Source organism: Bradyrhizobium sp. 41S5, assembly GCF_011516665.3.
GTDB classification, from domain to species: Bacteria; Pseudomonadota; Alphaproteobacteria; order Rhizobiales; family Xanthobacteraceae; genus Bradyrhizobium; species Bradyrhizobium quebecense.
Map to the genome: position 1 here is coordinate 2,896,043 of NZ_CP083721.1, position 24,784 is coordinate 2,920,826.

At 63.0% G+C, this 24,784-nt stretch carries 25 protein-coding genes and 1 pseudogene; 12 read left to right on the forward strand and 14 right to left on the reverse strand.

From position 1 onward, the window contains the following. Positions 1-126: 126 nt before the first annotated feature. Complete coding sequence (locus HAP47_RS13560; RefSeq protein WP_371821770.1) at positions 127-468, forward strand: hypothetical protein; 342 nt, start codon at positions 127-129, stop codon at positions 466-468. 25 nt (positions 469-493) lie between these two features. On the opposite strand, the gene HAP47_RS13565 is transcribed toward HAP47_RS13560, so the two are convergent. Continuing rightward, entirely contained in the window at positions 494-1,318 is an 825-nt protein-coding gene (locus tag HAP47_RS13565) for a quinoprotein dehydrogenase-associated SoxYZ-like carrier (protein ID WP_173637814.1), read from the reverse strand. A 43-nt stretch (positions 1,319-1,361) separates the two neighbouring features. Beyond that, positions 1,362-2,252, reverse strand: a complete 891-nt coding sequence (locus HAP47_RS13570; RefSeq protein WP_371821809.1) for a quinoprotein relay system zinc metallohydrolase 2 — start codon at positions 2,250-2,252, stop codon at positions 1,362-1,364. A 203-nt stretch (positions 2,253-2,455) separates the two neighbouring features. Here HAP47_RS13570 and HAP47_RS13575 point away from each other — a divergent pair, with 203 nt between their 5' ends. Together HAP47_RS13575 and HAP47_RS13580 are read left to right on the forward strand one after the other, a co-directional pair. After that, positions 2,456-3,337 (forward strand): substrate-binding domain-containing protein, encoded by an 882-nt coding sequence (locus HAP47_RS13575; protein WP_173637812.1) that lies wholly within the window; start codon positions 2,456-2,458, stop codon positions 3,335-3,337. After that, positions 3,334-3,888 (forward strand): PQQ-dependent catabolism-associated CXXCW motif protein, encoded by a 555-nt coding sequence (locus HAP47_RS13580; RefSeq protein WP_173637811.1) that lies wholly within the window; start codon positions 3,334-3,336, stop codon positions 3,886-3,888. The genes HAP47_RS13575 and HAP47_RS13580 overlap by 4 nt, the downstream gene beginning before the upstream one ends. Before the next feature lie 49 nt (positions 3,889-3,937). Here the strand turns inward: HAP47_RS13580 and HAP47_RS13585 are convergent, their stop codons facing one another. The 6 genes from HAP47_RS13585 to HAP47_RS13610 form a co-directional block, all read right to left on the reverse strand. Next, complete coding sequence (locus tag HAP47_RS13585) at positions 3,938-4,231, reverse strand: copper-binding protein (protein ID WP_173637810.1); 294 nt, start codon at positions 4,229-4,231, stop codon at positions 3,938-3,940. Positions 4,232-4,322: 91 nt separating this feature from the next. Further along, entirely contained in the window at positions 4,323-4,940 is a 618-nt protein-coding gene (locus tag HAP47_RS13590; protein WP_231168870.1) for a hypothetical protein, read from the reverse strand. Then, positions 4,937-5,785 (reverse strand): ABC transporter permease, encoded by an 849-nt coding sequence (locus tag HAP47_RS13595; protein WP_173637809.1) that lies wholly within the window; start codon positions 5,783-5,785, stop codon positions 4,937-4,939. The genes HAP47_RS13590 and HAP47_RS13595 overlap by 4 nt, the downstream gene beginning before the upstream one ends. After that, entirely contained in the window at positions 5,782-6,597 is an 816-nt protein-coding gene (locus HAP47_RS13600) for an ABC transporter ATP-binding protein (protein WP_210285223.1), read from the reverse strand. Before HAP47_RS13600 ends, HAP47_RS13595 begins: the two co-directional genes overlap by 4 nt. After that, entirely contained in the window at positions 6,594-7,571 is a 978-nt protein-coding gene (locus HAP47_RS13605) for a YVTN family beta-propeller repeat protein (protein WP_173637808.1), read from the reverse strand. The genes HAP47_RS13600 and HAP47_RS13605 overlap by 4 nt, the downstream gene beginning before the upstream one ends. A gap of 5 nt (positions 7,572-7,576) precedes the next feature. After that, positions 7,577-8,758: an ABC transporter substrate-binding protein gene (locus HAP47_RS13610; protein WP_173637807.1), complete on the reverse strand. Its 1,182-nt coding sequence runs from the start codon at positions 8,756-8,758 to the stop codon at positions 7,577-7,579. Positions 8,759-8,956: 198 nt separating this feature from the next. Between HAP47_RS13610 and HAP47_RS13615 the strand changes: the two genes are divergently transcribed. Further along, positions 8,957-9,433 carry a DUF3280 domain-containing protein gene (locus HAP47_RS13615; protein WP_173640511.1) on the forward strand — a complete coding sequence of 159 codons (477 nt, stop codon included), beginning with the start codon at positions 8,957-8,959 and terminating at the stop codon, positions 9,431-9,433. A 157-nt stretch (positions 9,434-9,590) separates the two neighbouring features. Here the strand turns inward: HAP47_RS13615 and fghA are convergent, their stop codons facing one another. Together fghA and HAP47_RS13625 are read right to left on the reverse strand one after the other, a co-directional pair. Further along, positions 9,591-10,436 carry an S-formylglutathione hydrolase gene (gene fghA, locus HAP47_RS13620; RefSeq protein ID WP_173637806.1) on the reverse strand — a complete coding sequence of 282 codons (846 nt, stop codon included), beginning with the start codon at positions 10,434-10,436 and terminating at the stop codon, positions 9,591-9,593. A 24-nt stretch (positions 10,437-10,460) separates the two neighbouring features. Next, the gene (locus HAP47_RS13625) at positions 10,461-11,081 is read right to left on the reverse strand and encodes a response regulator transcription factor (RefSeq protein WP_173637805.1); all 621 of its coding nucleotides are present in this window, start codon (positions 11,079-11,081) and stop codon (positions 10,461-10,463) included. Between the two features lie 181 nt (positions 11,082-11,262). On the opposite strand from HAP47_RS13625, the gene HAP47_RS13630 reads away from it, so the two are divergent. Then, on the forward strand, positions 11,263-12,627 hold the full coding sequence (locus HAP47_RS13630) for a histidine kinase (protein ID WP_173637804.1): 1,365 nt from the start codon (positions 11,263-11,265) through the stop codon (positions 12,625-12,627). Here HAP47_RS13630 and HAP47_RS13635 read toward each other — a convergent pair. Both HAP47_RS13635 and HAP47_RS13640 read right to left on the reverse strand, forming a co-directional pair. Next, positions 12,624-13,040, reverse strand: coding sequence for a YkvA family protein (locus HAP47_RS13635; protein WP_173637803.1), 417 nt, complete (start codon positions 13,038-13,040; stop codon positions 12,624-12,626). The two genes, HAP47_RS13630 and HAP47_RS13635, sit on opposite strands and share 4 nt — an antisense overlap. A 29-nt stretch (positions 13,041-13,069) precedes the next feature. Beyond that, on the reverse strand, positions 13,070-14,044 hold the full coding sequence (locus tag HAP47_RS13640; RefSeq protein WP_092125863.1) for a helix-turn-helix domain-containing protein: 975 nt from the start codon (positions 14,042-14,044) through the stop codon (positions 13,070-13,072). Between the two features lie 421 nt (positions 14,045-14,465). Between HAP47_RS13640 and xoxF5 the strand changes: the two genes are divergently transcribed. From xoxF5 to HAP47_RS13675, 7 genes and pseudogenes are all read left to right on the forward strand, one after another. Further along, positions 14,466-16,268 carry a lanthanide-dependent methanol dehydrogenase XoxF5 gene (gene xoxF5 / locus HAP47_RS13645; protein ID WP_173637802.1) on the forward strand — a complete coding sequence of 601 codons (1,803 nt, stop codon included), beginning with the start codon at positions 14,466-14,468 and terminating at the stop codon, positions 16,266-16,268. A gap of 124 nt (positions 16,269-16,392) precedes the next feature. Continuing rightward, positions 16,393-16,869 (forward strand): c-type cytochrome, methanol metabolism-related, encoded by a 477-nt coding sequence (locus HAP47_RS13650; RefSeq protein ID WP_173640510.1) that lies wholly within the window; start codon positions 16,393-16,395, stop codon positions 16,867-16,869. Positions 16,870-16,919: 50 nt separating this feature from the next. Beyond that, positions 16,920-18,029, forward strand: coding sequence for an S-(hydroxymethyl)glutathione dehydrogenase/class III alcohol dehydrogenase (locus HAP47_RS13655; protein WP_173637801.1), 1,110 nt, complete (start codon positions 16,920-16,922; stop codon positions 18,027-18,029). 33 nt (positions 18,030-18,062) lie between these two features. After that, positions 18,063-18,626, forward strand: a complete 564-nt coding sequence (gene gfa / locus HAP47_RS13660; RefSeq protein WP_173637800.1) for an S-(hydroxymethyl)glutathione synthase — start codon at positions 18,063-18,065, stop codon at positions 18,624-18,626. A gap of 151 nt (positions 18,627-18,777) precedes the next feature. Then, complete coding sequence (locus tag HAP47_RS13665) at positions 18,778-19,731, forward strand: hypothetical protein (protein WP_173637799.1); 954 nt, start codon at positions 18,778-18,780, stop codon at positions 19,729-19,731. A gap of 75 nt (positions 19,732-19,806) precedes the next feature. After that, positions 19,807-20,948 (forward strand): annotated as a pseudogene (locus HAP47_RS13670) (epoxide hydrolase family protein). A gap of 326 nt (positions 20,949-21,274) precedes the next feature. Then, the gene (locus HAP47_RS13675; protein ID WP_173637798.1) at positions 21,275-22,993 is read left to right on the forward strand and encodes a metallophosphoesterase family protein; all 1,719 of its coding nucleotides are present in this window, start codon (positions 21,275-21,277) and stop codon (positions 22,991-22,993) included. On the opposite strand, the gene HAP47_RS13680 is transcribed toward HAP47_RS13675, so the two are convergent. Continuing rightward, positions 22,990-24,024 (reverse strand): AI-2E family transporter, encoded by a 1,035-nt coding sequence (locus HAP47_RS13680; protein ID WP_173637797.1) that lies wholly within the window; start codon positions 24,022-24,024, stop codon positions 22,990-22,992. The two genes, HAP47_RS13675 and HAP47_RS13680, sit on opposite strands and share 4 nt — an antisense overlap. Before the next feature lie 216 nt (positions 24,025-24,240). Next, positions 24,241-24,705 carry a GNAT family N-acetyltransferase gene (locus HAP47_RS13685; RefSeq protein WP_173637796.1) on the reverse strand — a complete coding sequence of 155 codons (465 nt, stop codon included), beginning with the start codon at positions 24,703-24,705 and terminating at the stop codon, positions 24,241-24,243. Positions 24,706-24,784: the final 79 nt, after the last annotated feature.

Consider the following 24,784-nt stretch of genomic DNA (forward strand, 5'->3'; position numbering starts at 1 on the left):
ACACCGTGCGTACAGAGATGATCATCGTTTCTTGAGCCACTTCCCCGAATGTTTTCTTTTCTGATCAGCATCCATAGCATAGCTTGCCGAAAGAGAAGAGGAAGCAGGACCATGGCAGGAGCTGGCATGCTACGACCGATTGTCGCCGTCCTGGTGCTCGCCGGGACGGCCGTCAGCGTGCGGGCCCAGGAGATCAATGACTATCCGACCTCGGCGCGGGCCGAATATGTGTTCGGCTGCATGAAGTCCAATGGCGAATCCCGGCAGTCGATCGAACAATGTTCCTGCTCGATCGATGTGGTCGCCTCGATCATCCCCTATGATCGCTATGTCACCGCCGAGACCGTGCTGAGCATGGCGCAGGTGCGCGGCAATCTGGGCGGCCAGTTCCGCTCGTCCGAGCAGGCCGCCAACGCGCTCAACGACCTCAGGCGTGCGCAGGCCGAGGCCGAAGTGAGGTGTTTCTAGCGTTGATCGTGAGATTGAGAACGCGTCAGGTCCCCGGGTTCTCGACCTTCCATTCGTGGTCGAAGACGTGCCCGTCGGTGTCCTTGGCCTCGGCACGGAAGTGCTTGGCGCCATTCGAGACGTAAGTGAAGCGAATGTTGGGGTCCTCGGAAATCGAGATCCCCCCCTCCATCGTAAGCACCGGACTGTCGTCCTGCCAGATGTGCAGCTCATTGACGAAGAAGGCCGGGATATAGAGCTGCGTGACCTGGTCCATCTGCAGGCCTGAATTATTCGGATGCCCGATCATGATCTGGGCTTCCCTTGTGCTCGTCGCCGGCCCTTGTTCGGACTTTGTGAATTGCCGGTAACGCATCTGTCCGAGCCGGTTTTTCGCTTCCTCGACGTTCTTGCCGGCCGGTGCCGAGCAGCCGCCGGAAGCTTTCACATACACCTTGCTGACATAGAGCTTGCCGTCGCTGAGCTCCGCGACGGCGTGCACATTGGTGTAGTTGTTGACGCGAACGCGGGTCGAGATCTCGGTAACGTTGGCGTCCGGCCCCAGCGTGAACTTCGCGGCCATCGGCGCCGGGTTCTCGTCGATCACAAGCGTGATCGCGACGACGCGGCGGCTATCGCTGGGCTGCAGCTTGGTGCGCAGCGTCACCGGCACGATTGCCGCGTCTTCCGCGCGCGCCGGCATCTCGATGCCGATGATATCGTTGCCGTCATTCATCGGACGATTGCTGAAGATGTCCTGGACGAGGCCCGGCCAGGGATCATAGGTCTCGGCCGCGGGCGCAGCCGATGTACCCAGCGCAACCGCGAGAAGGCTGGCGATGCAAAGCAGGCGGGCGCGATGTCCGGTCATGTTCGCGAGATCCTATGCAGCCCCGTCATTATAGGACGAACAGCTACTCCCATTCAATTTCCGAGAATGCTGCAGTTGCGTTGCGGGCGTTGTAATCGTCAAACAATTGCCAGTGCGGCCGCTCGGTTGCCGCTGCATGTTCCGCCGCAGCGGTGATCGGCTTGCCGCCTGCGACCAGCGCGCGGACGTCGGCGGTCAGCGTCTCAAGATAACGCCGCTCGTCGGCAAGCGCTGCAGGCCACGCACTCACGGGTCCGTGACCGGGAACCACGCGCTCGGCAGGAATAGCCTGGAGATCGTCGAGCGTACGGAGCCAGCCCTTGAGGCTGCCGTCGACCACCGGAATATGCTCGAGGAACACCAGATCGCCGGCGAACAGGGTCCCGGTGCGCACATCGAACGCGGTGAGGTCGTTGTCGCTGTGGGCGGGTGGCCATGCCTTCAGGGTGAGGGTCCGTCCTCCGAGGTCGAGCTTCAGCGTGTCCGCGACCAGCACCGTCGGCGGAATGATGCGGACCTCGTCGATCAACGCATCGCCCATGGTCCGGCGAAAGCCGTCGAGATAGAATTGCCCGCGCGTCGCCAGCGCGCGGGGCAGGGTCTTGTGGCCGACGAAGCTGGTCCCGTCAGCCACGAAAGCCGCGTTGCCGAAGCTATGATCCGGATGCGCGTGGGTGTTGATCACATAGCGGATCGGTTTGTCGCTATGGCTGCGCACCGCGGCGAGCAATTGCCGCCCTTCGCGGACACTGCCGCCGGTGTCGATGACGGCAATGGCGCTGTTGCCGACCACGAAGCCGACATTGGCGATGGTGCCTTCGTTGTCGCGCGTCATCAATGCAGTGACCCCGGTGTGAACGAATATTCCGGGGGCGACTTCGCTCACAGGCAATTCCGCCTCTTGAGCCCGCGCTATGGTCGGCGCCCAAAGCATCAGGAGCAGCGCAAGCACCGAACCGCCATGAGCCATGTTTCCGCCTCAGTTTTTCCGGGACGCGCGATCGATATCGTCGCGCTCCAGTTTGCGCTGCAACAAGCAACGTGGCACCGTCGCGATCATTATCCCTGTTGCACGTCATGGTGCGCCGGGCAATTGGTGGATGGCGGCAATCTGTCCGATCAAGAGGAGACCGCGCGATGAGAGTTATCGGATGCCGTCCTGTTCTGCTTGCGCTTGCCGGCTTCATCGTCTGTTTCGCCGGGCGCGAAGTCGCGCGTGCGCAGGTCAACGAGCAGGGCGAACTCTCCATCGAGCTGGTCGATCCCAAGGTGCTGCGCATATGCGCCGATCCGCGCAACCTGCCGTTCTCGAATGACAAGGGCGAGGGCTTCGAGAACAAGATCGGCGAGCTGTTCGCCGACAAGCTGCAAAAGAAGCTGGATCACATGTATTTCCCGCAGGCGACCGGCTTCGTGCGGGTCACGCTCGGCTCGCATCGCTGCGACGTGATCATGGGCTTTCCGCAAGGCGACGACCTCGCTCAAGGGACCAATCCGTATTACCGTACGGCCTATGCGATCGTCGCCAAGCCGGGCAGTGGACTGGATCAAGTCACGACGCTCGAGGACGATCGGCTCAAGGGCAAGCATATCGGCATCGTCGCCGGAACGCCGCCCGCGACCAACATGGCCATCAACGGCCTGATGAGCAATGCGAAGCCTTATCCGCTGATGATCGACACGCGCTACGATTCCTCGGCCGAGGCGATGATGAACGACCTTGAGAAGGGCGAGATCGACGCTGGCATCCTGTGGGGGCCGATGGCGGGCTTTTATGCCAAGAAGGCGAACCCGCCGCTGCATGTCACGCCGCTGCTCAAGGAGACGACGGGGCCCAAGCTGGTCTATCGCATCGGCATGGGCGTGCGGGCGTCCGATCAGAACTGGAAGCGGCAGCTCAATCGCCTGATCCAGGAGAACCAGCCGGCGATTAACAAGATCCTGCTCGATTTCGGCGTTCCGCTACTCGACGAGAACGACCGTCCGATCGGACCCGAGACCGCGACCAAGTCGCCATGATCAGGCTCGCGGCAATGCTTGCGGTGATATTGCTCGCCGCTTCGCATGTCCGCGCGCAGGACCAGCCTGCAGAGCCCGAGGAGTATCGCACGGAGGATTATCGCACGCCGGTGCCGGCAACGCTTGCCGGCGCGCGGGTGCTCACAACGGCGGAAGCGGCAGAGATCTGGCGCGATAAGTCCGGCGCCTTCGTCGACGTGCTGCCGCGCGCGCCGAAGCCAAATCTGCCGGCCGGCACGGTGTGGCGCGAGCGGCCGCATCGGGATATTCCCGGCAGCATCTGGTTGCCCGACACCGGCTACGGCAAGCTCGCTGCATCGACCGAGGACTATATGCGACGCGGCCTGGTCCGCGCCTCCGGCGACGACAGGGCCAGATTGCTGGTGATCTACTGCCAGGAAAACTGCTGGATGTCGTGGAACGCCGCCAAGCGCGTGCTCTCCTACGGCTACCGCAATGTGGCGTGGTATCCGGAGGGAACCGACGGGTGGGGACGCGCCAATCTGCCGCTGGCGGATGCCGAGCCCGAGCCGCGAGAGGGCGAGCGGTAGGCCCGTCCTCACGCGCCCGGTGAGCGTCAAGTGCGCGCGATGCGAGCCGTCACTGCTTGTCGAGCTTGTTGATGGTCTTGCCGCCGTCGCCGTCCGTCGTGGTGAACGTCACCTTGTCACCGGCGTGGAAGGCCTCCAGCGACTGTCCCTTGGGCACCTTGTATTCCTGAATGGCGCCGCCGGCCGCGCCCACCGTGCCGGCTTGCGTCTGCTGGATCGAGATGGTTCCACTCAGTCGGTCAATCTTGGTGACCATTCCCGACATGGATTGCTGGGCCAAAGCCGCTGTGGTGATCAGGCTCGCAGCGGCGAGGCCGGTCATGACGATCTTGGCTGCTCTCATCGAGGTCTCCCAACTTCAGATATAGTTAGAGACAACGAGCGGGCAGGGCAGTTTGTTCCGGTGGTAATCGCCGGTGCTATCGGTCGCAGGCCTAATCCAGCTCCTGCTGGATGGTGCGGCCGAGCGCAAACAGCCGCTGATCGATGATGGCAGGCACCTCGCAGACGAATTTTACCACGCGTCCGCGATCCTCGAATATCCGCGTTTCCCAGACCAGCTGGTTGCCGAGCGCGTCGACCTTGGCCTGGTCCGGCGGCGTGGCATCCTGCAGCGCCTGCAGCGCGATCGTATCGGCGCGGATCTTTTCCGCGGCCTCGCGCTGCTTGCGCATCACGCGCTCCAGCCCGTTCATGACCGAGGCCCGCTGACCGTTGAGCGTATCGAACAGCCCCGAGAACAGCAGCTTTCCCGCATTGGCCTTGTCGGCCGCGGCGGCCGACAGGAATTCGGTGATCTCCTTCTGCGCATCCTCGAGCGGAACACGGCGCGCCGCGAGTCTGGTCGCAAGTTGGCTGATCTTCGGATCGTCCCTCCACTTGGTCTCGGCATCGCCGAGCGGCGGCCCGGCCCAGACCGCGGCGAGCGAGATCTCGGGCACCTTGGCCTGGGCGCACGGCCAGTCCGGGTAACGCGGGTCGGCAGCGAACGCGACCTGGTTTGACAGAACCATCGCGAGCAGCGCGCCGAGTGCTGGCCGCCAGCCTGTCATGCCTCGCCTCCGCCGGGTCCGCGGCGCACCAGGCCGCGCGATGGATCGTAAGCCAGGATCGCGCCGATCATGAACACCACCGCGCAGCCGCCGACCACCGCGAGCGAAACCCAGTTCATCTTGCCGTACAGCGCAAACCGGATCAGCTCCACCGCATGCGTGAACGGGTTGCACTGGCAGACATAGTACAGCATCGGGCTGCCTTCCTGCACGCGCCAGAGCGGATAGAGGGCCGACGATGCAAAGAACATTGGGAAGATGACAAAGTTCATCACGCCGGCGAAATTCTCCAGCTGTTTGATGCTGGCCGAGATCAGCATGCCCAATGCGCCGAGCATCAGGCCCGACAGCACCAGCGCTGGAAGCACGGTGAGGTAGCCGAGGGTCGGCGGCGTGATGTCCCAGAACCACGCGATCAGCAGGAACGCATAGACCTGGAGCAGCGACACCGCCGTGCCGGCGAGCAGCTTGCAGAACAGGAGATAGCCGCGCGGTAGCGGGCTGACCAGCAGCGTGCGCATGTTGCCCATCTCGCGGTCATAGACCATCGACAGCGACGATTGCATGCCGTTGAAGAGCTGGATCATCGCCATCAGGCCGGGCGCGATATAGACCTCGTAGAGGATGTAGGTGTCATAAGGCGGGATGATCGAGATGCCGAGCACCTGACGGAAGCCGGCCGCGAAGATGAACAGCCAGACCAGCGGCCGGACCAGCGCCGAGACGAAGCGCTCGCGCTGATGCAGGAAGCGCAGCGCCTCGCGCCACACGATGCCGTTCAGGCAGACGATGTATTCCGACACCGAGAAGCCGCGTCGCTCAGGCGTGACCGTCGTGCTGCTCATGTTGGCGGTTTTCCGGTGAGGGTTGCCGTTCCGGTCAGGCGCATGAACGCGGTGTTGACGTCCTGGGCGCCGGCGTCCGCGATCACGCGCGCCATCTGGCCGTGCGCCAGCATCCGGCCCTGATGCAGCACGACGAGGTCGTCGCCCGGCATGATCTCGTCGAACAGATGCGTCGCCCAGAGCACGCCGATACCCTGTTCAGTGACGAGCTGGCGGACATGGTCAAGAATGTCGGCGCGCGCCTTGACGTCGAGCCCGACGGTGGGCTCGTCGAGCAGCAACAGCCGCGGTCGATGAAGCAGCGCGCGGGCGATCTCCAGCCTTCGCATCTGGCCGCCCGAGAGATCGCGCACCTTGCTGGCGGCGCGGTCAGCAAGCCCGATGCGGCCGAGCACCTCGGCGCTGCGCAGCCGCGCCTCGCGCCGCGAGATGCCGTGCAGCGCGGCGTGATACAGCAGGTTCTGCGTCAGCGAGAGATCGAGATCGAGGGTGCGCGGCTGAAACACGACGCCCATCAGCCGCAGCGCTTCACCGGGCGTTCGGCTGATGTCGTGGCCGAAGATGCTGATCCGCCCGTTCTGGATCCCGAACAGCCGCGTCACCAGCGAGAACAACGTGCTCTTGCCTGCGCCGTTGAGGCCCAGCAATGCGGTGAAGCTCGCAGGCCGAACCGTGAAGTTGACATCTATCAAGGCGCGCCGCGGACCGTAGCTGTGGCTGACATTGCCGATCGACAGCGCCGGCTGCACGGCCGTTACAGGGCCTGCATCCGGCGAGGGCCGGCTCGCGATATGGGCGTCGGTTGCGGTCATGGCTGTGCGATCGTGATCCCCCACGGCAGTTCGCCGACCTGAATGGTCTTGATCACCTTTTGGGCTGCGACATCGATCACCGAGACATCGTTCGAGACGCCGTTGGTGACCATCAGATATTTTTCGTCCGGCGTGAAATCCATGTGCCAGACCCGCTGGCCAACCAGGAGATATTTAAGGACCTTGTGGGTCGTGCCATCGACCACCGCGACGCGGTTGGCGGGGCCGAGCGCGACGAATGCGGTCTTGCCGTCCTTGGTCATGCCGATGCCGACGGGCTGGATCGCCTCGTTGCGTAGCCCCGGAATTTCGAAGGTGATCTTGCCGGTCACTTCGCGCTTGACCGGATCGATGATCGACACCGTGCCGCCGATCTCGGAGGAAACCCACAATTCGGAGCCGTCGCGCTTGAACTGGGCGAAGCGCGGCCGCGAATCGACCAGCACATTGGCGACGATCTGGCGCGTCGTCGTGTCGATGAAATGCGCCATGTTGGTGGTTTCGGACGTGTTGATCAGGATCTTGCCGTCCGGGCTGATCGTCATGCCCTCCGGCTCGACGCCGACCTGGATGTCGCCGAGCCGGGCGCGCTTCTCGAGATCGATCACGGTGACCGTGTTGTCGTTCTCGTTGGCGACGTACATGGTCTTGCCGGCGGCATCCTGGGTGAACAATTCGGGGTCCGGGCCGGAGGGCAGGGTGTCGACGATCTCCTGGGTCTTGGTATCGATCACCTGGATCGTGTCGTCATCGCCGACCGCGACCATCACGAACTTGCCATCGCGCGAGAACTCGATGCCGCGCGGCCGCTGGCCGACCTTGATGGTCTTGGTCACCGTCCAGCTGTCGGTGTCGATCACCGTGACGGTGTTGCCCTTCTCGTTGGAGACGTAGGCAACGAAGGCGGACGCCGGTGTCGCGGCAAGCCAAACCAGCATCCCGGTCAACAGACAGCGGCGCCACATGCGTTTCATCTCCCTCACTGCAGCTTGCACTTCGTTTCGGGCCGGTCAACACCGAGTGTGTCGAGCTCGGAGACCTGATGCAGGAAACCTTCCTGCGGCGAGACCGAAACGACCATACGACCATCGGCCAGCAGGATGGGTTGGCGGAGCTGCAGATTCCAGTCTCGCAGCGTCAATCGCGTGCCCTTGAAGGCGGCGATCGAGAAATCCTTGCCTTTGAGGAAGGCGATGACCTTCTTGGGATCCCCCGAATCGGTGCGGGAGGTGGCTTCGCCGATCATGCGCGCAGCCGTCCAGGCCTGCATGTCGAGCGCCGTCATGCGGCGCATGTTCAGCTTGACGAAGCGGTTCTGGATCTGGACCGCACCCCATTGGTCATGCGCGGCGTCCCAGCTGGTCGGCACCAGGCCCGCCGAACCCGCCACGGGGCGCGGGTCCCACGTCCGGTAGGGCAGATAGTTCGCGAACACCTCGCTCTCGTCGGCGGCGACCAGCACGTCGTAAGCCGGCGCCTGCTGCGTGAACACCGGCATCTGGCGCTGGATCAGCGTCACGCCAGAGTCGGTGCGGCGCGCGCCGCCGGTGTCCTCGAATGTCCGTTCCTGGACGATCTTGGCGCCGAAGCGCGTCGCAGCGCGTCGCAGCGCGTCGGCGTAGAGCTTGTCCCGATCATGCGAGCCAGTCACTAGGAGCCAGCGCTTCCACTGCTTCCACACCAGATACTGGCCAAGCGCGTCCGCCAGCATCGAGCGGGTCGGCGCGACATGGATGACATTGGCACGGCAGTCCTGCTCGCGCAGCCGATCGTCGATCGCGCCGGCATTGAGCAGCACGGTGCCGCGATCGCGCAGCGCGTCGGCGACTTTGAGCAGGGTGTCGGCGGGCAGGTCGGTGACGATATAATCGTTGCGGCCGGCGAGATCGGTGGCGACCTTGGCGACGTCGTCGCTGTCCTTGACCTTGACCTCGTCGAGCACGAAGCGCTGGTTGAGGAATTTCCCGGTCGTATTGTTGTCCTCGATCGCAAGGCGTGCGCCGGCGATGCCGTCATTGTCGGCCGGTTGCTCGACCAGCGAGAGCGTCGATTTGATGCCGGCATGGCCGAGATAGCCGATATGGACATCGACGGGATCAGCCGCCAGCGCTCCGGTCGCCACCATGCTGAGCGCGATCGTGCCGATCAGCCATCGGAACATAACTCCTCCCGTAGTCATTCTTCACTCGGCGTGGCATTGTCGAAAAACGGCTTCCGCTTTTCTGGGCCATGCGTTGACGTGCAAGATGCCGGAATTAGCCTGGCTTGCAACCCCGCTTTTTGTCGTTGCGCGGTACCAAATTTCGATTGGTTCACAATCATGAGATCAGAGTTCGTCGTCGTCATATCTTTGCTGCTGATGTCTGCGGCGGCGCGCGCCGAACCGCCCAAGCTCGCGGTGTTTGACCTCGAGATGATCGACACCAGCCTTCAAGGAGAGTTCGACGGGCCGCGGACCGACGAACAGGCGCGGCTGCTGCGGACCGGCGATCAGGTGCGCAAGGAGCTTGCAGATTCCGGCAAGTTCCACGTGATCGACATCGCGCCCGTCAATGCTGCGGCGCACGGCAGCAATCTTCAGGCCTGCGGCGGATGCGACGTGAAACTGGCCGGCGAGCTGGGCGCCGATCTCGTGATGACCGGCGTGGTGCAGAAGGTCTCCAACCTGATCCTCAACATCAATCTCTATCTGCGCGACGTACATACCGGGCAATTGGTGGCAGCAGCGAGCGCCGACATGCGCGGCAATACCGACGAATCCTGGTCGCGCGCCACCGATTACCTCGTGCGCAACCGCCTGCTCGCGCCGAACTATGGCGCGCCGCAAGCCCGTTAGCTGCGCGCCAATGTGCGACCGTCACCCTGAGGTGCGAGCCTCTTCGGCGAGCCTCGAAGGATGAATCGGCCACCAGCTGGGCCGTGCGTCCTTCGAGACGCCGCTCCGCGGCTCCTCAGGATGACGGGATACGCCCCCTCCCGCGGTGAAGTGACGCTCACGCCTTCAGGCGCGCGGCGTGCCAGCGCAGGTGATCGGCCATGAAGGTCGAGATGAAGTAATAGCTATGGTCGTAGCCCGGCTGACGCCGCAAGGTGAGGGGAATGTTGGCCTTCTCACAGGCGGCCCTCAGGAGCTCGGGCCGCAGCTGTTCGGCGAGAAAACCGTCAGCATCGCCATAGTCGACCAGCAGATCGGAGAAGCGGGCGCCATCCTCGATCAGCGCGACCGCATCGTGCTTGCGCCACGCCTGCTTGTTGCTACCGAGATAGCCGCCCAGCGCCTTGGTACCCCACGGCACCTGTGACGGCGCCACGATCGGCGCAAACGCGCTCGCCGCGCGATACCGATCGGGATGGCGCAGCGCTACCGTCAGCGCGCCATGTCCGCCCATGGAGTGACCGAGGATCGATTGCCGCGCCGTGTCGACCGGGAATTGCTCAGCGATCAGCTTGTGCAGTTCCTCGGTGACGTAGCTCCACATCCGGTAATTGTTTGCGAAAGGCTGCTCGGTCGCATCGACATAGAAGCCGGCGCCGAGGCCAAAATCGTAGGCATTGGCGGGATCGCCGGGGACGCCTTCGCCGCGCGGGCTGGTGTCGGGTGCGACGAAGATCAGGCCGAGCTCGGCACATGCCTGCCGGAACTCACCCTTCTCGGTGACATTGGTGTGCGTGCAGGTCAGGCCCGACAGATAGGTGACGACAGGCAGCTTGGCGCCGGCCGCATGCTCAGGGACAAACACCGAGAAGGTCATATCGGTCTTTGTCTCGCGGCTTGGATGCCGGTAAACGCCTTGCGTGCCGCCATGCGACTTGTTCTGGGAAACCGTCTGCATTGCCATATTCCTCTGTGTTGGAGTGCGACGTCAGCCGACGCCGCTCTCGATCGCGAGGCGCACCAGCTCTGCCGAGGTGCGCACGCCAAGCTTCTGGCGCATGATCGATGACGTGTTCGCGACCGTCTTGTAAGACGAATGCACCAGCCAGGCGATCTCCGACAGGCTCTTGCCCGAACTGAGCAGACGAAGGATCTCCATCTCGCGCGAGGTCAACTTGGAGAGCGGATTTTGCGCAAAGCCCGGCCGCGCAAAGGCGACGTTGCGTGCGATCGCCGGCGGCAGATAGACCCCGCCATTGCCGACCTCGCGCACGGCCTCCACCAGATCGTTGGGGTCGCCGGTCTTCGAGACGTAGCCCTTGGCGCCGATGTCGATGGCGCGGGCGGCGAACACCGGGTCGTCGTTCATGCTGAACATGATCAGGCGCGCGGATGCATCGCGCGACAGGATGCGGCGGGCCAGCTCGAAGCCGGAAACCGTCGGCAGGTTGATGTCGATCACGCAGAGATCGGGCTTTTCCGTGACAAACGCCCGTTCGCCACTCTCGGCATCCGCAGCTTCCAGCAGGATGATCTCGGGATCGTCGGCGAATACGGTGCGACAACCGGAGGCAACGATGGGGTGATCATCAACGATCAGAATGCGCATGGCGTTGTTCCGGCGACCTGCTTCGACTAGCTCATCGCTACATCGATTTGCACGAAGAACACCTCGGTTCCGACCGGTTGTGCACCTCGCACGAGATTGCGATAGGGTACGATTAGATAGCCGGGCAAATTTGGCTGTCAACGATCCTCTCGGAGGAGGGATCGCGGTCGGGGGCAACGTCATGTGGCAAAAGCTATCCTTGCGCGCACGGATCAACCTGCTGCTGGCGCTGATACTGGCGCTTGGGTTGGGCATCAATATTGCGCGGCTCGTGCTGGAAGCGGGGCCGCGCGTCCAGGCCGAGGACCAGAGCGTGATCCGGCTGGCGCGCGAGTTTGTTGCGACGATGGTGGCCGGTCTCGACGAGGCGGCGGATCCCGATGCGCGGCTCGACCAGATCGTCCTGGACCTGAGCCGGCTGCGTCATGTCAGCATCACGCGGCAGGATGACGCGACCGCAAAGTCTGCCGAGCGCTTGGAGGAGGTAGGCGATCCGCGCGCCCCGCCTGAGTGGTTCGTCGCGCTGGTTCATCCCGAGCAGACTTCGGTGCGGGTGCCGATCTCGGTTCACGGCAAACCGCAATCGCTTGTCATCACCTCGCATCCCGACGATGAAATGGCCGAGATCTGGGACGGCATCGTCACCCAGATCGAGGTCGGCTCCGCGATCGCGGTGGCGCTGCTGCTGGTGACCATGCTGGTGGTCGGCCGTGCACTTGCGCCGCTGGAAGCGCTGTCGCAGGCCATGACCGGTATCGAGGCCGGGGATTACGACGCGCGCGTCGAGCCCGGCGGATCGCCTGAACTGGCTGCGATCTGTGCCAAACTGAACCATTTGGCGGCGACCCTTGGCGAAGCCGTGGACAGCAAGCGGCAGCTGGCCGAACGTGCGGTCTCGCTGCAGGATTCCGAACGCAAGGAGATCGCGCGCGAATTGCACGATGAGTTCGGGCCCTATCTGTTCGCGCTGCGTGCGCATGCCGGCGCACTGACGCGGCTGTCGGAGGTCGAACAGCCCGATCCTGCTGCGCTGCGCAAGCACGGCAGCGCCATCCTCGAGCAGGTCAACGCGCTTCAGCAGTTCACTCGCCGCATCCTGGAGCGATTGCGGCCGGTGGGATTGGCGGAGCTTGGGCTTGCGGAAGCGCTTGGCGCGCTGGTGCGGCTGTGGGGCGAGACCCACCCGGAGGTGGAGATCGAGAGCAGCATATCGCCTGATCTCGGCGAGACCGGCGAGACGGCCGATCTGACGATCTATCGCATCGTCCAGGAAGCGCTCACCAATGTGTTCCGCCATGCCGGCGCAACGGCAGTCGATATCACGATCGAGCCTGCGGAGCGGCAGACCGGCCCGCGCGGCGGCCGCGCCTGCGCGCTGGTGCGAGTCCGAGACAACGGCCGCGGCCTGCTCAGGGATCACCGGCTTGGCCGCGGCTTGACTGGCATGCAGGAGCGAATCCTCGCGCTCGGAGGCACGCTCAAGATCAATTCCAGCGATGATGGCGTGACGGTCGAGGCGCTGGTGCCAAAGGCTGCGCAGGCTTAGGGCGCGGTTCGCGGCCAGTATGTGACGACGGCCCATGCCAGCGCGAGCGCACTGGCGATCCAAAGCACGATGATCGCGATCATTCCCGCTCGACTGGTCGGGCGCTGCAAGACGGCACTGGCATTGGCGCGGCACTCTGCCATCACCTCGTCCGGAATAAGCGAGATCGCAAGCCAGATGCCGAGCGGCAGCAGGATCAGATCGTCGAGATAACCGATGACCGGGATGAAATCCGGAATCAGATCGATGGGCGAGAGCGCATAGGCCGCGATGGCGACGGCGAGGGCCTTTGCGTACCACGGTACGCGCGGATCACGCGACGCGAGATACAGCGCAACGCCGTCTCGTTTCAGGTTGCGCGCCCAAGCTTTGATTGAGGAAAGTTTGATTGAGGATAGCTTGATGGACGGCATGGCGTGGCGCCTGCACGCCATGCGAAACGCTATTCCAGTACCACATCGACCGGCATGCCGCCGTGCAGACCCTTGTGCACGGAGGAGGGGGCGATGCCAAAATACTTCCGGAATACGCGGCTGAAATGCGAAGAGCTGGAAAAGCCCCAGGAGAACGCGACGTCCGTGATAGTCTTGCCGTTCTGGGATTCCAGCTCCTGCCGGCAATTTTGCAGCCGGGCCTTCCAGATGTAGTCGCTGACCGTCATGCCGCGATCACTGAACAGCATGTGCAGATAGCGCTTCGAGCAGCCGAGCGCCGCGGAAATGCGGTCGATGCAGAGATCGGGATCGCGCAGATGCTCGCGGATGAAGCCCTGGGCTCGCACATAGGTCGCCTCGGCGCTGCCGCGGTCGAACATGGCGCCGGTCTCGCGCAGCGGCAGCAGCAGCAGGTCGATCAGCGCATCGGCCACGCCGACGGCGTTGACCGGGGTCAGCGTGGGCGCTTCGCCGAACGCGGCATGCACGAAATCATAAGCGATGCGGCCGGTGCCATTGCGCGCCGACAGCTTGCATGGCGCCATCTTGGAGAGCTGGAAGCCACGTTCCTTGAGCAGGTCCTTCGGAACGATGACGACCTCGTGACGCGTCAGGGACGGGCTGATGATGGTGTGCGGACACGACACGTCGTAGGCGAAGCAGTCGCCCGGCATGATGTCGAAGTGCAGACCGTCCTGCTCGAAATGCGAGACGCCGTGGGTCTGGAAGACGATCTTGATGTAGGGATGCTCGCTCAGCCTGATGCGCGAGACGGTGTGGGCGATGCGATGCTGGCTTGCCTCGATCTGGCACAGCTTCAATCGCGATACCGTCGTGAAATTGATCCGGCCCTCGAGCGAGGATCCTTCCAGCGCATCGACGTCGAACTGACCGCACAGGTCAGTGAGCGCATCCGACCAGCGCTGGATCTGCCGCTTGGGCGTCAATCCGTTCGTGCTGAGTGAATGGACTGTATCGGACATCTTTCCAGCCACCGATTCGATCCCCAACGTGACTGCTCACCGAGCTGAAATCTGGCCCGGGTGATGCGCCTTCTCCCTGATTCTGAACAGCTTAGGGAGGCGGCGGGACTTCTTCCCGGATAATGTCGGGTGATCCTCCGACTTAGTTCTGGGCGCGTCAAGCGCAACCTTGGGCCGGTTCTACTCCGACGCTGGAACGGCACTGAAGACGTTTGATGCCCTGCAACATGAAGCAGCTTTACCGGCGAATTCGCGGCCCGACCGCAAAAATCTGACGATGCTTCGCTTCTGAGCAAACGGCGCTTCGCTGCTGGGCAAGTCAGCGGGGTTCGATGGGACTACCAGTGAGGTACCAAAATGGAAGAAGTGGGGCCGTTTCGGCGGAAACCCTTGAGTTCATGAACCTGGGAGGAAATCCACGATGCGCAAGCTGCTTTACGCGACCAGCCTTGGGGCAATGGCGGTGTTCGCCGCCGGAGCTGCCAACGCCAATGACGAACTCCACAAGATGTCGCAGAACCCGAAAGACTGGGTGATGCCGACCGGCGACTACAGCAATCAGCGCTATTCGAAGCTGAATCAAATCAACGCTCAGAACGTCGGAAAGTTGCAGGTAGCGTGGACGTTTTCGACCGGCGTGCTGCGCGGTCACGAAGGCGGCCCGCTGATCATCGGCAACATGATGTACGTGCATACGCCGTTTCCGAACAAGGTCTACGCTATTGACCTTTCCAAGGACAATCAGATCGTCTGGAAGTACGAGCCGAAGCAGGATCCGAACGTCATTCCGGTGATGTGCTGCGACACCGTCAATCGCGGCGTCGCCTATGGTGACGGCAAGATCATCTTGCATCAGGCCGACACCACGCTGGTTGCGCTCGATGCGAAGACCGGCAAGGTGGAGTGGAGCGTCAAGAACGGCGATCCGAGCAAGGGATCGACCGGTACGTCGGCGCCGATGGTCGTCAATGACAAGGTCCTGGTCGGCATCTCCGGCGGCGAGTTCGGCGTTCAGGCGCACATGACGGCCTACGACCTCAAGACCGGCAAGCTGGTCTGGCGTGGCTTCTCGGAAGGTCCGGATGACCAGCTTCTGGTCGACGACAAGACCACCGAACTTGGCAAGCCGATCGGCAAGGACTCGAGCCTGAAGACGTGGCAAGGCGATCAGTGGAAGATCGGCGGCGGCGCGACCTGGGGCTGGATCTCCTACGATCCCGAACTCAACCTCGTCTATTACGGATCGGGCAACCCCTCGACCTGGAATCCGAAGCAGCGTCCCGGCGACAACAAGTGGTCGATGACGATCTGGGCGCGTAACCCGGATACCGGCGTTGCCAAGTGGGTCTATCAGATGACGCCCCATGACGAATGGGACTATGACGGCGTCAACGAAATGATCCTCTCGGATCAGAACATCGACGGCAAGGCGCGCAAGCTGCTGACGCACTTCGATCGTAACGGCCTTGGCTACACGCTCGACCGCGCCACCGGCGAACTGCTGGTCGCCGAGAAGTATGATCCGAAGGTGAACTGGACCTCCGGCGTCGACATGAACAAGAGCTCGCCGACCTATGGTCGTCCGAAGGTTCTTGACTCAGCGTCGACCGACAAGGCCGGCGAAGACCACAACGTCAAGGGCATCTGCCCCGCGGCGCTGGGTTCGAAGGACGAGCAGCCGGCGGCCTACTCGCCGGATACGCAGCTGTTCTACGTGCCGACCAACCACGTCTGCATGGACTACGAGCCGTTCAAGGTGAGCTACACCGCAGGTCAGCCCTATGTCGGCGCGACGCTGTCGATGTATCCGCCTCCCGGTGAGACCAACATGGGCAACTTCATCGCCTGGGATGGCAAGACCGGCAAGATCGTGTGGTCGAACAAGGAACAGTTCTCGGTCTGGTCGGGTGCACTCGCGACCGCCGGCGGCGTGGTGTTCTACGGCACGCTGGAAGGCTACCTGAAGGCTGTCGACGCCAAGACGGGCAAGGAACTCTACAAGTTCAAGACCCCGTCCGGCATCATCGGCAACGTCACCACCTATGAGAACGGCGGCAAGCAGTACGTCGCCGTGCTGTCGGGTGTTGGCGGTTGGGCAGGCATCGGCCTCGCGGCTGGTCTGACTGATCCGACGGCCGGTCTCGGTGCAGTCGGCGGCTACGCAGCGCTGAGCAACTATACCGCGCTCGGCGGAACGCTCACCGTGTTCTCGCTGCAGCAGTGAGCTGAGCAACCCTCGTTCCGGCGCATGGAGCGATCTCCATGCGCCGGTCCGTCTTCAATCCGCACGCGAGGATATGCTTTTGCGTAAGATCTGGTTTGTGACTGCCGCGATCTTCGTCGTGGCAATGGGAGGAGTTGCCTTCGCCGAGGACGCAGGTGATCCAGCCGCCGTCAAGTCCGAGGACGGCAAGTATCTCGACAAGGATGGAAACCCGACGTTCAAGGTCGCGTCCGACGGTACGGTGGACTGGTACACCTACTCCGGCTACCGCCGCTATCACTCGGAGTGCCATGTCTGCCACGGACCCGACGGCATGGGCTCGACTTACGCGCCGGCTTTGAAGGATTCGCTGAAGACCATGAGCTATGCCGACTTTATGGGCGTGGTCGCGAGCGGGCGCAAGAACGTGTCGACGTCGCAGGAAAACGTCATGCCAGCATTCGGCGATAACCCGAACGTTGCCTGCTACATGGACGACCTCTATGTGTACCTGCGCGCCCGCGCCAATGATGCGGTCGGGCGTGTTCGGCCGGCCAAGCACGAAGACAAGTCGGATGCCTATGGAAAGGCGGAAGACGCCTGCATGGGCAACAAGAACTGAGCGTGACCGGCGCGAATGACAAACCTGTTTGATGTTTTGTGGAGACCAAGATGAAGACCCGCGCCGCAGTCGCATTCGAAGCCAAGAAGCCGCTTGAGATCGTCGAGCTCGACCTGGAAGGCCCCAAGGCCGGCGAGGTCCTTGTCGAGATCAAGGCGACGGGCATCTGCCACACCGACGCCTACACGCTCGACGGCTTCGACAGCGAAGGCATCTTCCCCTCGGTCCTCGGGCACGAAGGTGCCGGCATCGTTCGCGAGGTCGGCGCCGGCGTGACGTCGGTGAAGCCTGGCGATCACGTGATCCCGCTCTACACGCCCGAATGCCGCCAGTGCAAAAGCTGCCTGAGCCAGAAGACCAATCTCTGCACCGCGATCCGCGCGACGCAGGGAAAGGGCGTGATGCCCGACGGCACCTCCCGCTTCAGCTACAAGGGCAAGACCGTCTTCCATTATATGGGCTGCTCGACCTTCTCGAACTTCACCGTGCTGCCGGAGATCGCGGTGGCGAAGATCCGCGAGGACGCGCCGTTCGACAAGAGCTGCTACATCGGCTGCGGCGTCACCACCGGCGTCGGGGCGGTCGTCAACACCGCCAAGGTGACGCCGGGCTCCAACGTCGTCGTGTTCGGCCTCGGCGGCATCGGCCTCAACGTGATCCAGGGTGCCAAGATGGTCGGCGCCGACAAGATCATCGGCGTCGATATCAACGACTCCAAGGATAATTGGGGCCGCCAGTTCGGCATGACGCATTTCGTCAACCCGACCAAGGTGAGCGGCGATATCGTGCAGCATTTGGTTAGCCTCACCGACGGCGGCGCCGACTACACCTTCGACTGCACCGGCAACACCAACGTGATGCGCCAGGCGCTGGAAGCCTGCCACCGCGGCTGGGGCGTGTCGGTCGTGATCGGCGTCGCGGAATCCGGCAAGGAGATCGCAACCCGGCCGTTCCAGCTTGTCACCGGACGCGTCTGGAAGGGTACTGCGTTCGGCGGCGCGCGCGGCCGCACCGACGTGCCGAAGATCGTCGACTGGTACATGAACGGAAAGATCCAGATCGATCCGATGATCACCCACGTGCTGAAGCTCGACGAGATCAACAAGGGCTTCGACCTGATGCACGAGGGCAAATCGATCCGTTCGGTCGTCGTGTTCTAAAATCAAAACACCAAGCACTAGGAGGATAGGTCAATGACTGTTCATATCCACCCGTCAGTCGACAATGGCGTCAAGCAAGGTTCCGGCGGTTTTGCCGGCGGTACGCTGGTCTGCAAATGCGCGGACAAGAAGGTCAAGGTCGGGGTCAAGGGCGACGTCGCCCACAACCACGCCTGTGGCTGCACCAAATGCTGGAAGCCTGCGGGCGCCATCTTCTCGGTGGTTGCGGTCGTCCCGCGTGAGAACGTCACCGTGCTGGAGAACGGCGACAAGCTGAAGATCGTAGATACCGCCGCGGTGATCCAGCGCCATGCCTGCACCGGATGCGGCACGCACATGTACGGCCGGATCGAGAACAAGGGTCATCCGTTCTATGGCCTCGACTTCATTCATCCCGAGCTGTTCCAGGAGTCCGGTTCGGCGGCTCCGGGATTTGCCGCCTTCGTGTCGTCGGTGATCGAGTCCGGCGTCAAGCCGGCCGATATGGCCGGGATCAGGTCGCGGCTGAAGGAGCTTGGGCTCGAGCCCTATGACTGCCTGTCGCCGGCGTTGATGGACGCGATTGCCACCCATGTGGCGAAATCCAAGGCAGCCTGATCAGGGCAGCCTGACCGCGGCAGCCTGACAAGGGCGGCACGACCGGCCGTCCCTGACGAGATCCGGCGTCGGCAGAGGGCCTGCCGGCGACGGATATGCTGGTAGTACCCGTGACCTTGAACCTTGCATGCCCTGCGGGCGACCACAGGGCATGCATTTTATTTTCCGCCTTGCCCTCGTTCTATCCCCGATCCTGGTCCTTTCGCCGGCCCGCGCCGCGTCGCCGGAGGACCGCTACATTGCCGCGCGCGACGCTGCGATCGCCAAGTTCGCCAGGCAGCAGAAGGACGGCAAGATCGACGAGGCCGTCGACAAGGCAGAAGCGGCCGCGCGCGACGAGCTGAAGGGGCAGCTGGTCGCGATCCTGTCCCAGCCCGCCCGGCCTGGCTTTGCCCCCGCCCAGCTCAACCTCGACACTCTATATAAAGGCGATATGGGGTTCGGCATGCTGGACGGCCTGCGCTTCGATGCAGACACCGGCAGGGACGGCGGCAAGATCGGCGAGAAGCGCGCCGACGGCAGCTTCGTCGAACCGAAAGCCCATATCATCGTCACCTCCGAAGCCCTGTTCACGCGCTGGCTGCACGAGCACAAGGCGTGGTGGGACAAAGGCAGCAAGAATGTGCCGCAGCAGATCGAACCGGCCCTGAAGTTCGAGGGCCTGTACACGCAGGCGATTTCGACCGATGCGGCGGTGATCAATTTCAATGAGTTGCCGGTCGTCAAACCGGCGTCGGCCACCCTGACTTACGGTTTCCTCGCCGGCCGCACCCAGGACACAATCCCCGAGGCCGCCGACGAGGTGTTTGTCGCGGCGCTTGCCAACGGCAAGTTCTACATCGTCTATGGCGAGATCGAGCCCACCGTGCAGGTGCCGGCCTGCGCCGCGATCCGCGCCGACTACAACAAGAAGGCCGACGAAGCGGACGAGAAGCTGCGTCAGAAGCGGATCGACAAGAAGGCCTATGACAAACTCGGCGACCTGCGCCAGCAGGGCGAGGACGCATTCAAGCGCTGCTTCGTTCAGCACGCCCCGGAACAGCCGGCATTCCCCGAAGCCACCAAGCAGGCCCAGGCGCTGTTGGCGACGGCGCTCGGCAAGTAGCGTTACCTGGCGATTTGATCGGCTGGCGGTCCGACCCTATGTTCCCAGGCAGATTTCGAGCCCCGGGGAGACGCCATGAATACCGCCATCAGTCCGTTTCGCATCGCCGTCAGCGACGATGTCCTCGAGGATCTCCGCATCCGGCTGCGCCGGACCCGCTGGCCCGAGGCCGAGCTGGTTGACGACTGGAGCCAGGGCGCGCCGCTGCAATGGATCAAGGACGTCTGCCACTATTGGGCCGAGACCTATGATTGGCGGCAACGCGAGGCGCAGCTCAACCGCTTCAGCCAGTTCACGACCGAAATCGATGGGCTCGACATCCACTTCATCCATGTCCGCTCAAGGCATCCCGAGGCGCGACCATTGCTCATCACCCATGGCTGGCCGGGATCGGTGGTCGAATTTCACAAAGTGATCGAACCGCTGACCGATCCAACGGCGCATGGCGGCAGCGCGGCCGATGCCTTCCATGTGGTGTGTCCGTCCTTGCCGGGCTTCGGCTTCTCGGCCAAGCCGGCCGCGACAGGCTGGGGTGTCGACCGGATCGCCAAGGCCTGGGCCGTCCTGATGGAGCGGCTCGGCTACACCAGCTATTTCGCGCAAGGCGGCGATTGGGGCTCCGCGGTCACGACCGCGATCGGCGGGCAGGATGCGGCGCACTGCGCTGGCATCCACATCACGCTTGCGATGTCGACCCGGCCCAATGTCGAGGGCCAGCCGACGCCGGAGGAAACCCGCGCGCTCGAGGGCATCAAATACTATGCCGACTGGGATTCCGGCTATTCCAAGCAACAGTCCACCCGGCCGCAGACGCTTGGTTACGCCCTGACGGATTCGCCGAGCGGGCAGGCGGCCTGGATCCTGGAGAAGTTCTGGGCCTGGACCGACTGCGACGGGCATCCGGAAAACATCCTCTGCCGCGACGAACTGCTCGACAATGTCATGCTGTACTGGGTGACCGAGACGGCCGCATCGTCGGCGCGGCTCTATTGGGAAAGCTTGGGCCAGGCAAGCGAACCCCGCACAAGGTGAGCGTGCCGACCGGCGTTGCCGTGTTCCCCAAGGAGATTGTGACGCCGGTCCGCAAATGGATGGCGACGAATTTCACCAACATCCAGCACTGGCGCGAGATGCCGAAGGGCGGACATTTCTCGGCGTTCGAGCAGCCCGAGCTGTTCGTTGGCGAGGTGCGGGAATTCTTCAGGAGGCTGCGCTAGCTGCGGATGGGGCGAGCGGAGCGATACCCATCAACTTGGATCTGAGGCGCGAATGACGGGCATCGCTCCGCTCCCCCCACCCTGCGGACTGGCTGCTACGACATCCTCAAGAGATATTGTGAGTTAGCCGATCCTATTGGTCAGCAGCACGCGTCGTGACCGCTGAATCGATCTGCTTTTGGTCGCCTCAGCCTCCCGAAAGGCCCGAGCGAAACCTCCAGGCGAGCATGGTGTGAACGAAGCAACCCGCCACCAAGGTCGAGAGCGCGTATGTTGGTCTGGAGCGGTTTGTGACAGAATGCGCTGTGCAACGGAGGGACGTCGGCATGCTGCTTGATCCCCGCCACGGCGACTTTGAGGACAATGCCGCCAGTCCCGAGCAGCGGTCGTTGTTCTCGATCGTGGGCAGCCTTCTCGTCGAGATAAGCCCGGCGAAATTGCTATTTGCCTGGACGATTTCGATCCTGCTTCCTGGCGTGCTGCTCGGCCTTGCGCCGCTAGTCGCGTCCGCCTGGATTTCGAGCCTTTCGCAGCACGTTCTTGCATTGTCCGAATTGGGTGCCGTGCTGGCGCTGGTTGCGATCGCAGCGTTAGGATGGCTCGGCGGGCGACCGCTGGTTCAAATCGCGGAAACCAGCTTCTGGTCACTCAACGCGCTCGCGATCCAACCGAGCTACGCGTTCGCGCGCGAGGCGCTGGGCCATTTGGCGGAGCTGCTCTGGTGCACCGGCGCAACGCCTGCCTCGCGCACGAGGCTGCGCCGCGGCTGCTCTGTCGGCGCTGGCATACTGCTCGCTGCAGGTGCGGCCTTGGTCGCGATCCTGGCTTGGCCTGCTTCGCAATGGACCGCGACCATCACTGACCTGATTCTGATCCATCGTCTTGTGATGCCGACGCTCGCGAACGCTGTGGTGCTGGTGTCCTGCTATCTTGCGGTCGCATCATTGGCCTGGAGCGTAGCCGACGCCAGTATGGACCAACCGGCCGATCTTGCGGTGTTCGATGCAACGCCGCCCGGAGGCCGTCTCTGGCGCCTTGCACATCTGTCCGATCTCCACGTGGTCGGCGAGCGATACGGTTTCCGCATCGAAAGCGGGACGGCTGGTCCGCAGGGAAACGAACGCTTCAATCGCGTGCTGGCGAGGCTTGCCGAGATTCACGCCGTTGATCCGATCGACCACGTGCTGATCAGCGGCGACATGACGGATGCCGGCCGGCCCGGCGAATGGGCCGAATTTCTTGATGCATTGGCAAGTCATCCCGAACTCGCCGCACGCGTCGTCATGCTTCCGGGAAATCATGACGTCAACGTCGTGGACCGCGCCAATCCCGCGCGCCTCGACCTGCCGTTCAGCCCAGGCAAGCGATTACGGCAGATGCGTACGCTATCAGCGATCGCGGCTGTCCAGGGTGATCGCGTGCGCGTTATCGACGGTTCCGGAAAACCATCGGTGACGCTGAATCAGGCGCTGGTGCCCTATCATGATCGGATAACGAAATTTGCGCAGCACGGGGGCGTGCGCCGCGCAGCTGCGCTCCGCGGCTTGTTCGATGATCAGTTTCCAATGATCTTGCCGCCGGACCGGGACGGCGGCCTAGGGATCGCCATTCTCAACTCCAATGCCGAAACTCACTTCTCCTTCACCAACGCGCTCGGATTGGTTTCCGAAGCGCAAACGCGGCGATTGGAAGCTGCGATTCGTCATTTTCCGACGGCGTACTGGACCATCGCGCTACATCATCACTTGATGGAATATCCCATGCCGGTGAAGACCTTCGCCGAGCGCATCGGGACGGCCTTGATCAACGGCAGCTGGTTTGTGCGCAGGTTGCAAAAGTTCTCCGACCGCTCGGTCGTGATGCACGGTCACCGTCATATCGATTGGATCGGTACATGTGGTGCGTCGAAGATCGTCTCCGCTCCGTCGCCGGTGATGGGCGCCGATGATGCAGTCACCTATTTTTACATCCACAGAATGGCGGTCGGACCGGATTGGAAGCTCTGCCTCGCGAAGCCCGAGCGAGTGGAAATTGCCAAAAACTAGGACATTTCCGGTTTATCTCCATGTGATCCGCCGAAGAGATCCGCGATCCAGGCGGCTGAGGGGCTCTCGGCACAGAAGGTCAGAATAGCGAGCGTGATCGGCACACCGATGAAAGTCCCGAACAGGCCCCAAAGCGAGCTCCAGAAGAAGATCGAAAATAGCACCAGGAACGGCGAGATCGACAACGTCGAGCCGGCGACCCGCGGTTCGATATAGCTGCCGACCACGAACTGGATGACGTTGAGGCAGGCGAAGACACCAAACACCGCGGGCCAACTCTCGAACTGCGTCATGGCCAACAGGGTGGGGAACAGCGTCGCGATGAAAGGGCCGATGAAAGGAATGTAGTTGAGGACAAATGCGATCACGCCCCATTCGAAGGCGAAAGGCAGTCCGGTCACGGCAGCGAACAGGCCGACCAGCAGGCCTGTGACCGCGCTCATCTGCGTCCGTACCAACATATATTTCCGGAACTTGGCGGCCGTCGCTTTGCTGCCCCTGAGCAGCACGCGCGCAGCCGTGCGATTCTCCAGTCGCTGGATTCGTCGACCCGCATCGTCGACCTCGAGAAGTCCGAGCACAACATAGACCAGCGCGATGAGCCAGAAACTCAACGTGGTGTTGATGCGGCCCGTGACGTATTGCGTGGTGCGCAGCAGCCAGCCGACATTGAAATGCTCCGCCCAAAGGCCGGCGAACGAGACGCCATGACCATCCAGCCAGATCACCGCGGCGTCGTAGAAGGCCTGATATCGCGCCGCATCCGCAATCAGGTACCGTCCGACGCGGCCGAAACCCCAAGCCGCCAGTGAGGCAAACGCGGCGCAGGTTGCGGTCGTAACAACGACCGTGATGGCGAGCGCGAGGAGTTTCGGCAGCCACGACCTGAGCCGTTCCTGAATGGGCCAGACGATCGCAATGATGAACAGGGCGGCCGCGAGCGGAGCGAGCACACTGCGCGCCTGAGCCATCGCCGCAGTGACCAGCACCGCGGCAATGATGCCAGTCGTGATCTTCAACCCGCCGCCCATCCTTGGGTTATCCGACCTTCTTGAACAAACGGATTGTCAGTCTGTCTGGCTGCGCGACAAGACCGTAGCCTCCGTCAAGCTGACGGAGACCTCGCGAAAGGTGCGACCGATCGCAAGTGTGCCATGTTCCGCCGCGCACTGCTAGGTGCGCGAGACCGCTGCGACCGCCAGGCGCGCCCATCTATTTCTGCGAACTGGCGCGATACTGCGGCGTGGCTACAGCAGTCCCCGATAAATCCCGGGCGCGGAGCCTTCGATGGTCACCGCGCCGACGGCCTTCGAATAGAATTCTGCCGGCCCGACGCCGCCGATGATGGCGTAGCCGAAGCCCTGGTGTTTCATGTCCTCGAGACAGGCGAACAGCAGGGCCTTGCCGATGCCGCCCTGCTGCGCCTTCGGGGCGACGCCGGTCGGGCCGAAGAAGTTGCGGCAGGCCGCGTCGTGGCAGGCGAATCCCACGATCTTTTTCTGCTGGATCGCGATGAAGCAGGAGACCGGTTGGCAGCTGAACGCAACCTCGGTTTCGCTGGCCCACGCCTCGCTGAACGTCTCCCGCACCCACGCCACGACCTTGTGCTTTTCGGGAGCGAGCGCCCGGCGCATGACAATTCCGGCCTTGAGCAATCGATCATAGGCAGGCCGGGAATCGGGCAGGGCATAGAGCTTGACGAGCATGTCCATCCGGCGACCTTAGTTGAAAACGCACCCCGCGGGCAAATCATAGGAGGAAGGCAGAGGCGTAGGATGGGGGGAGCCAATG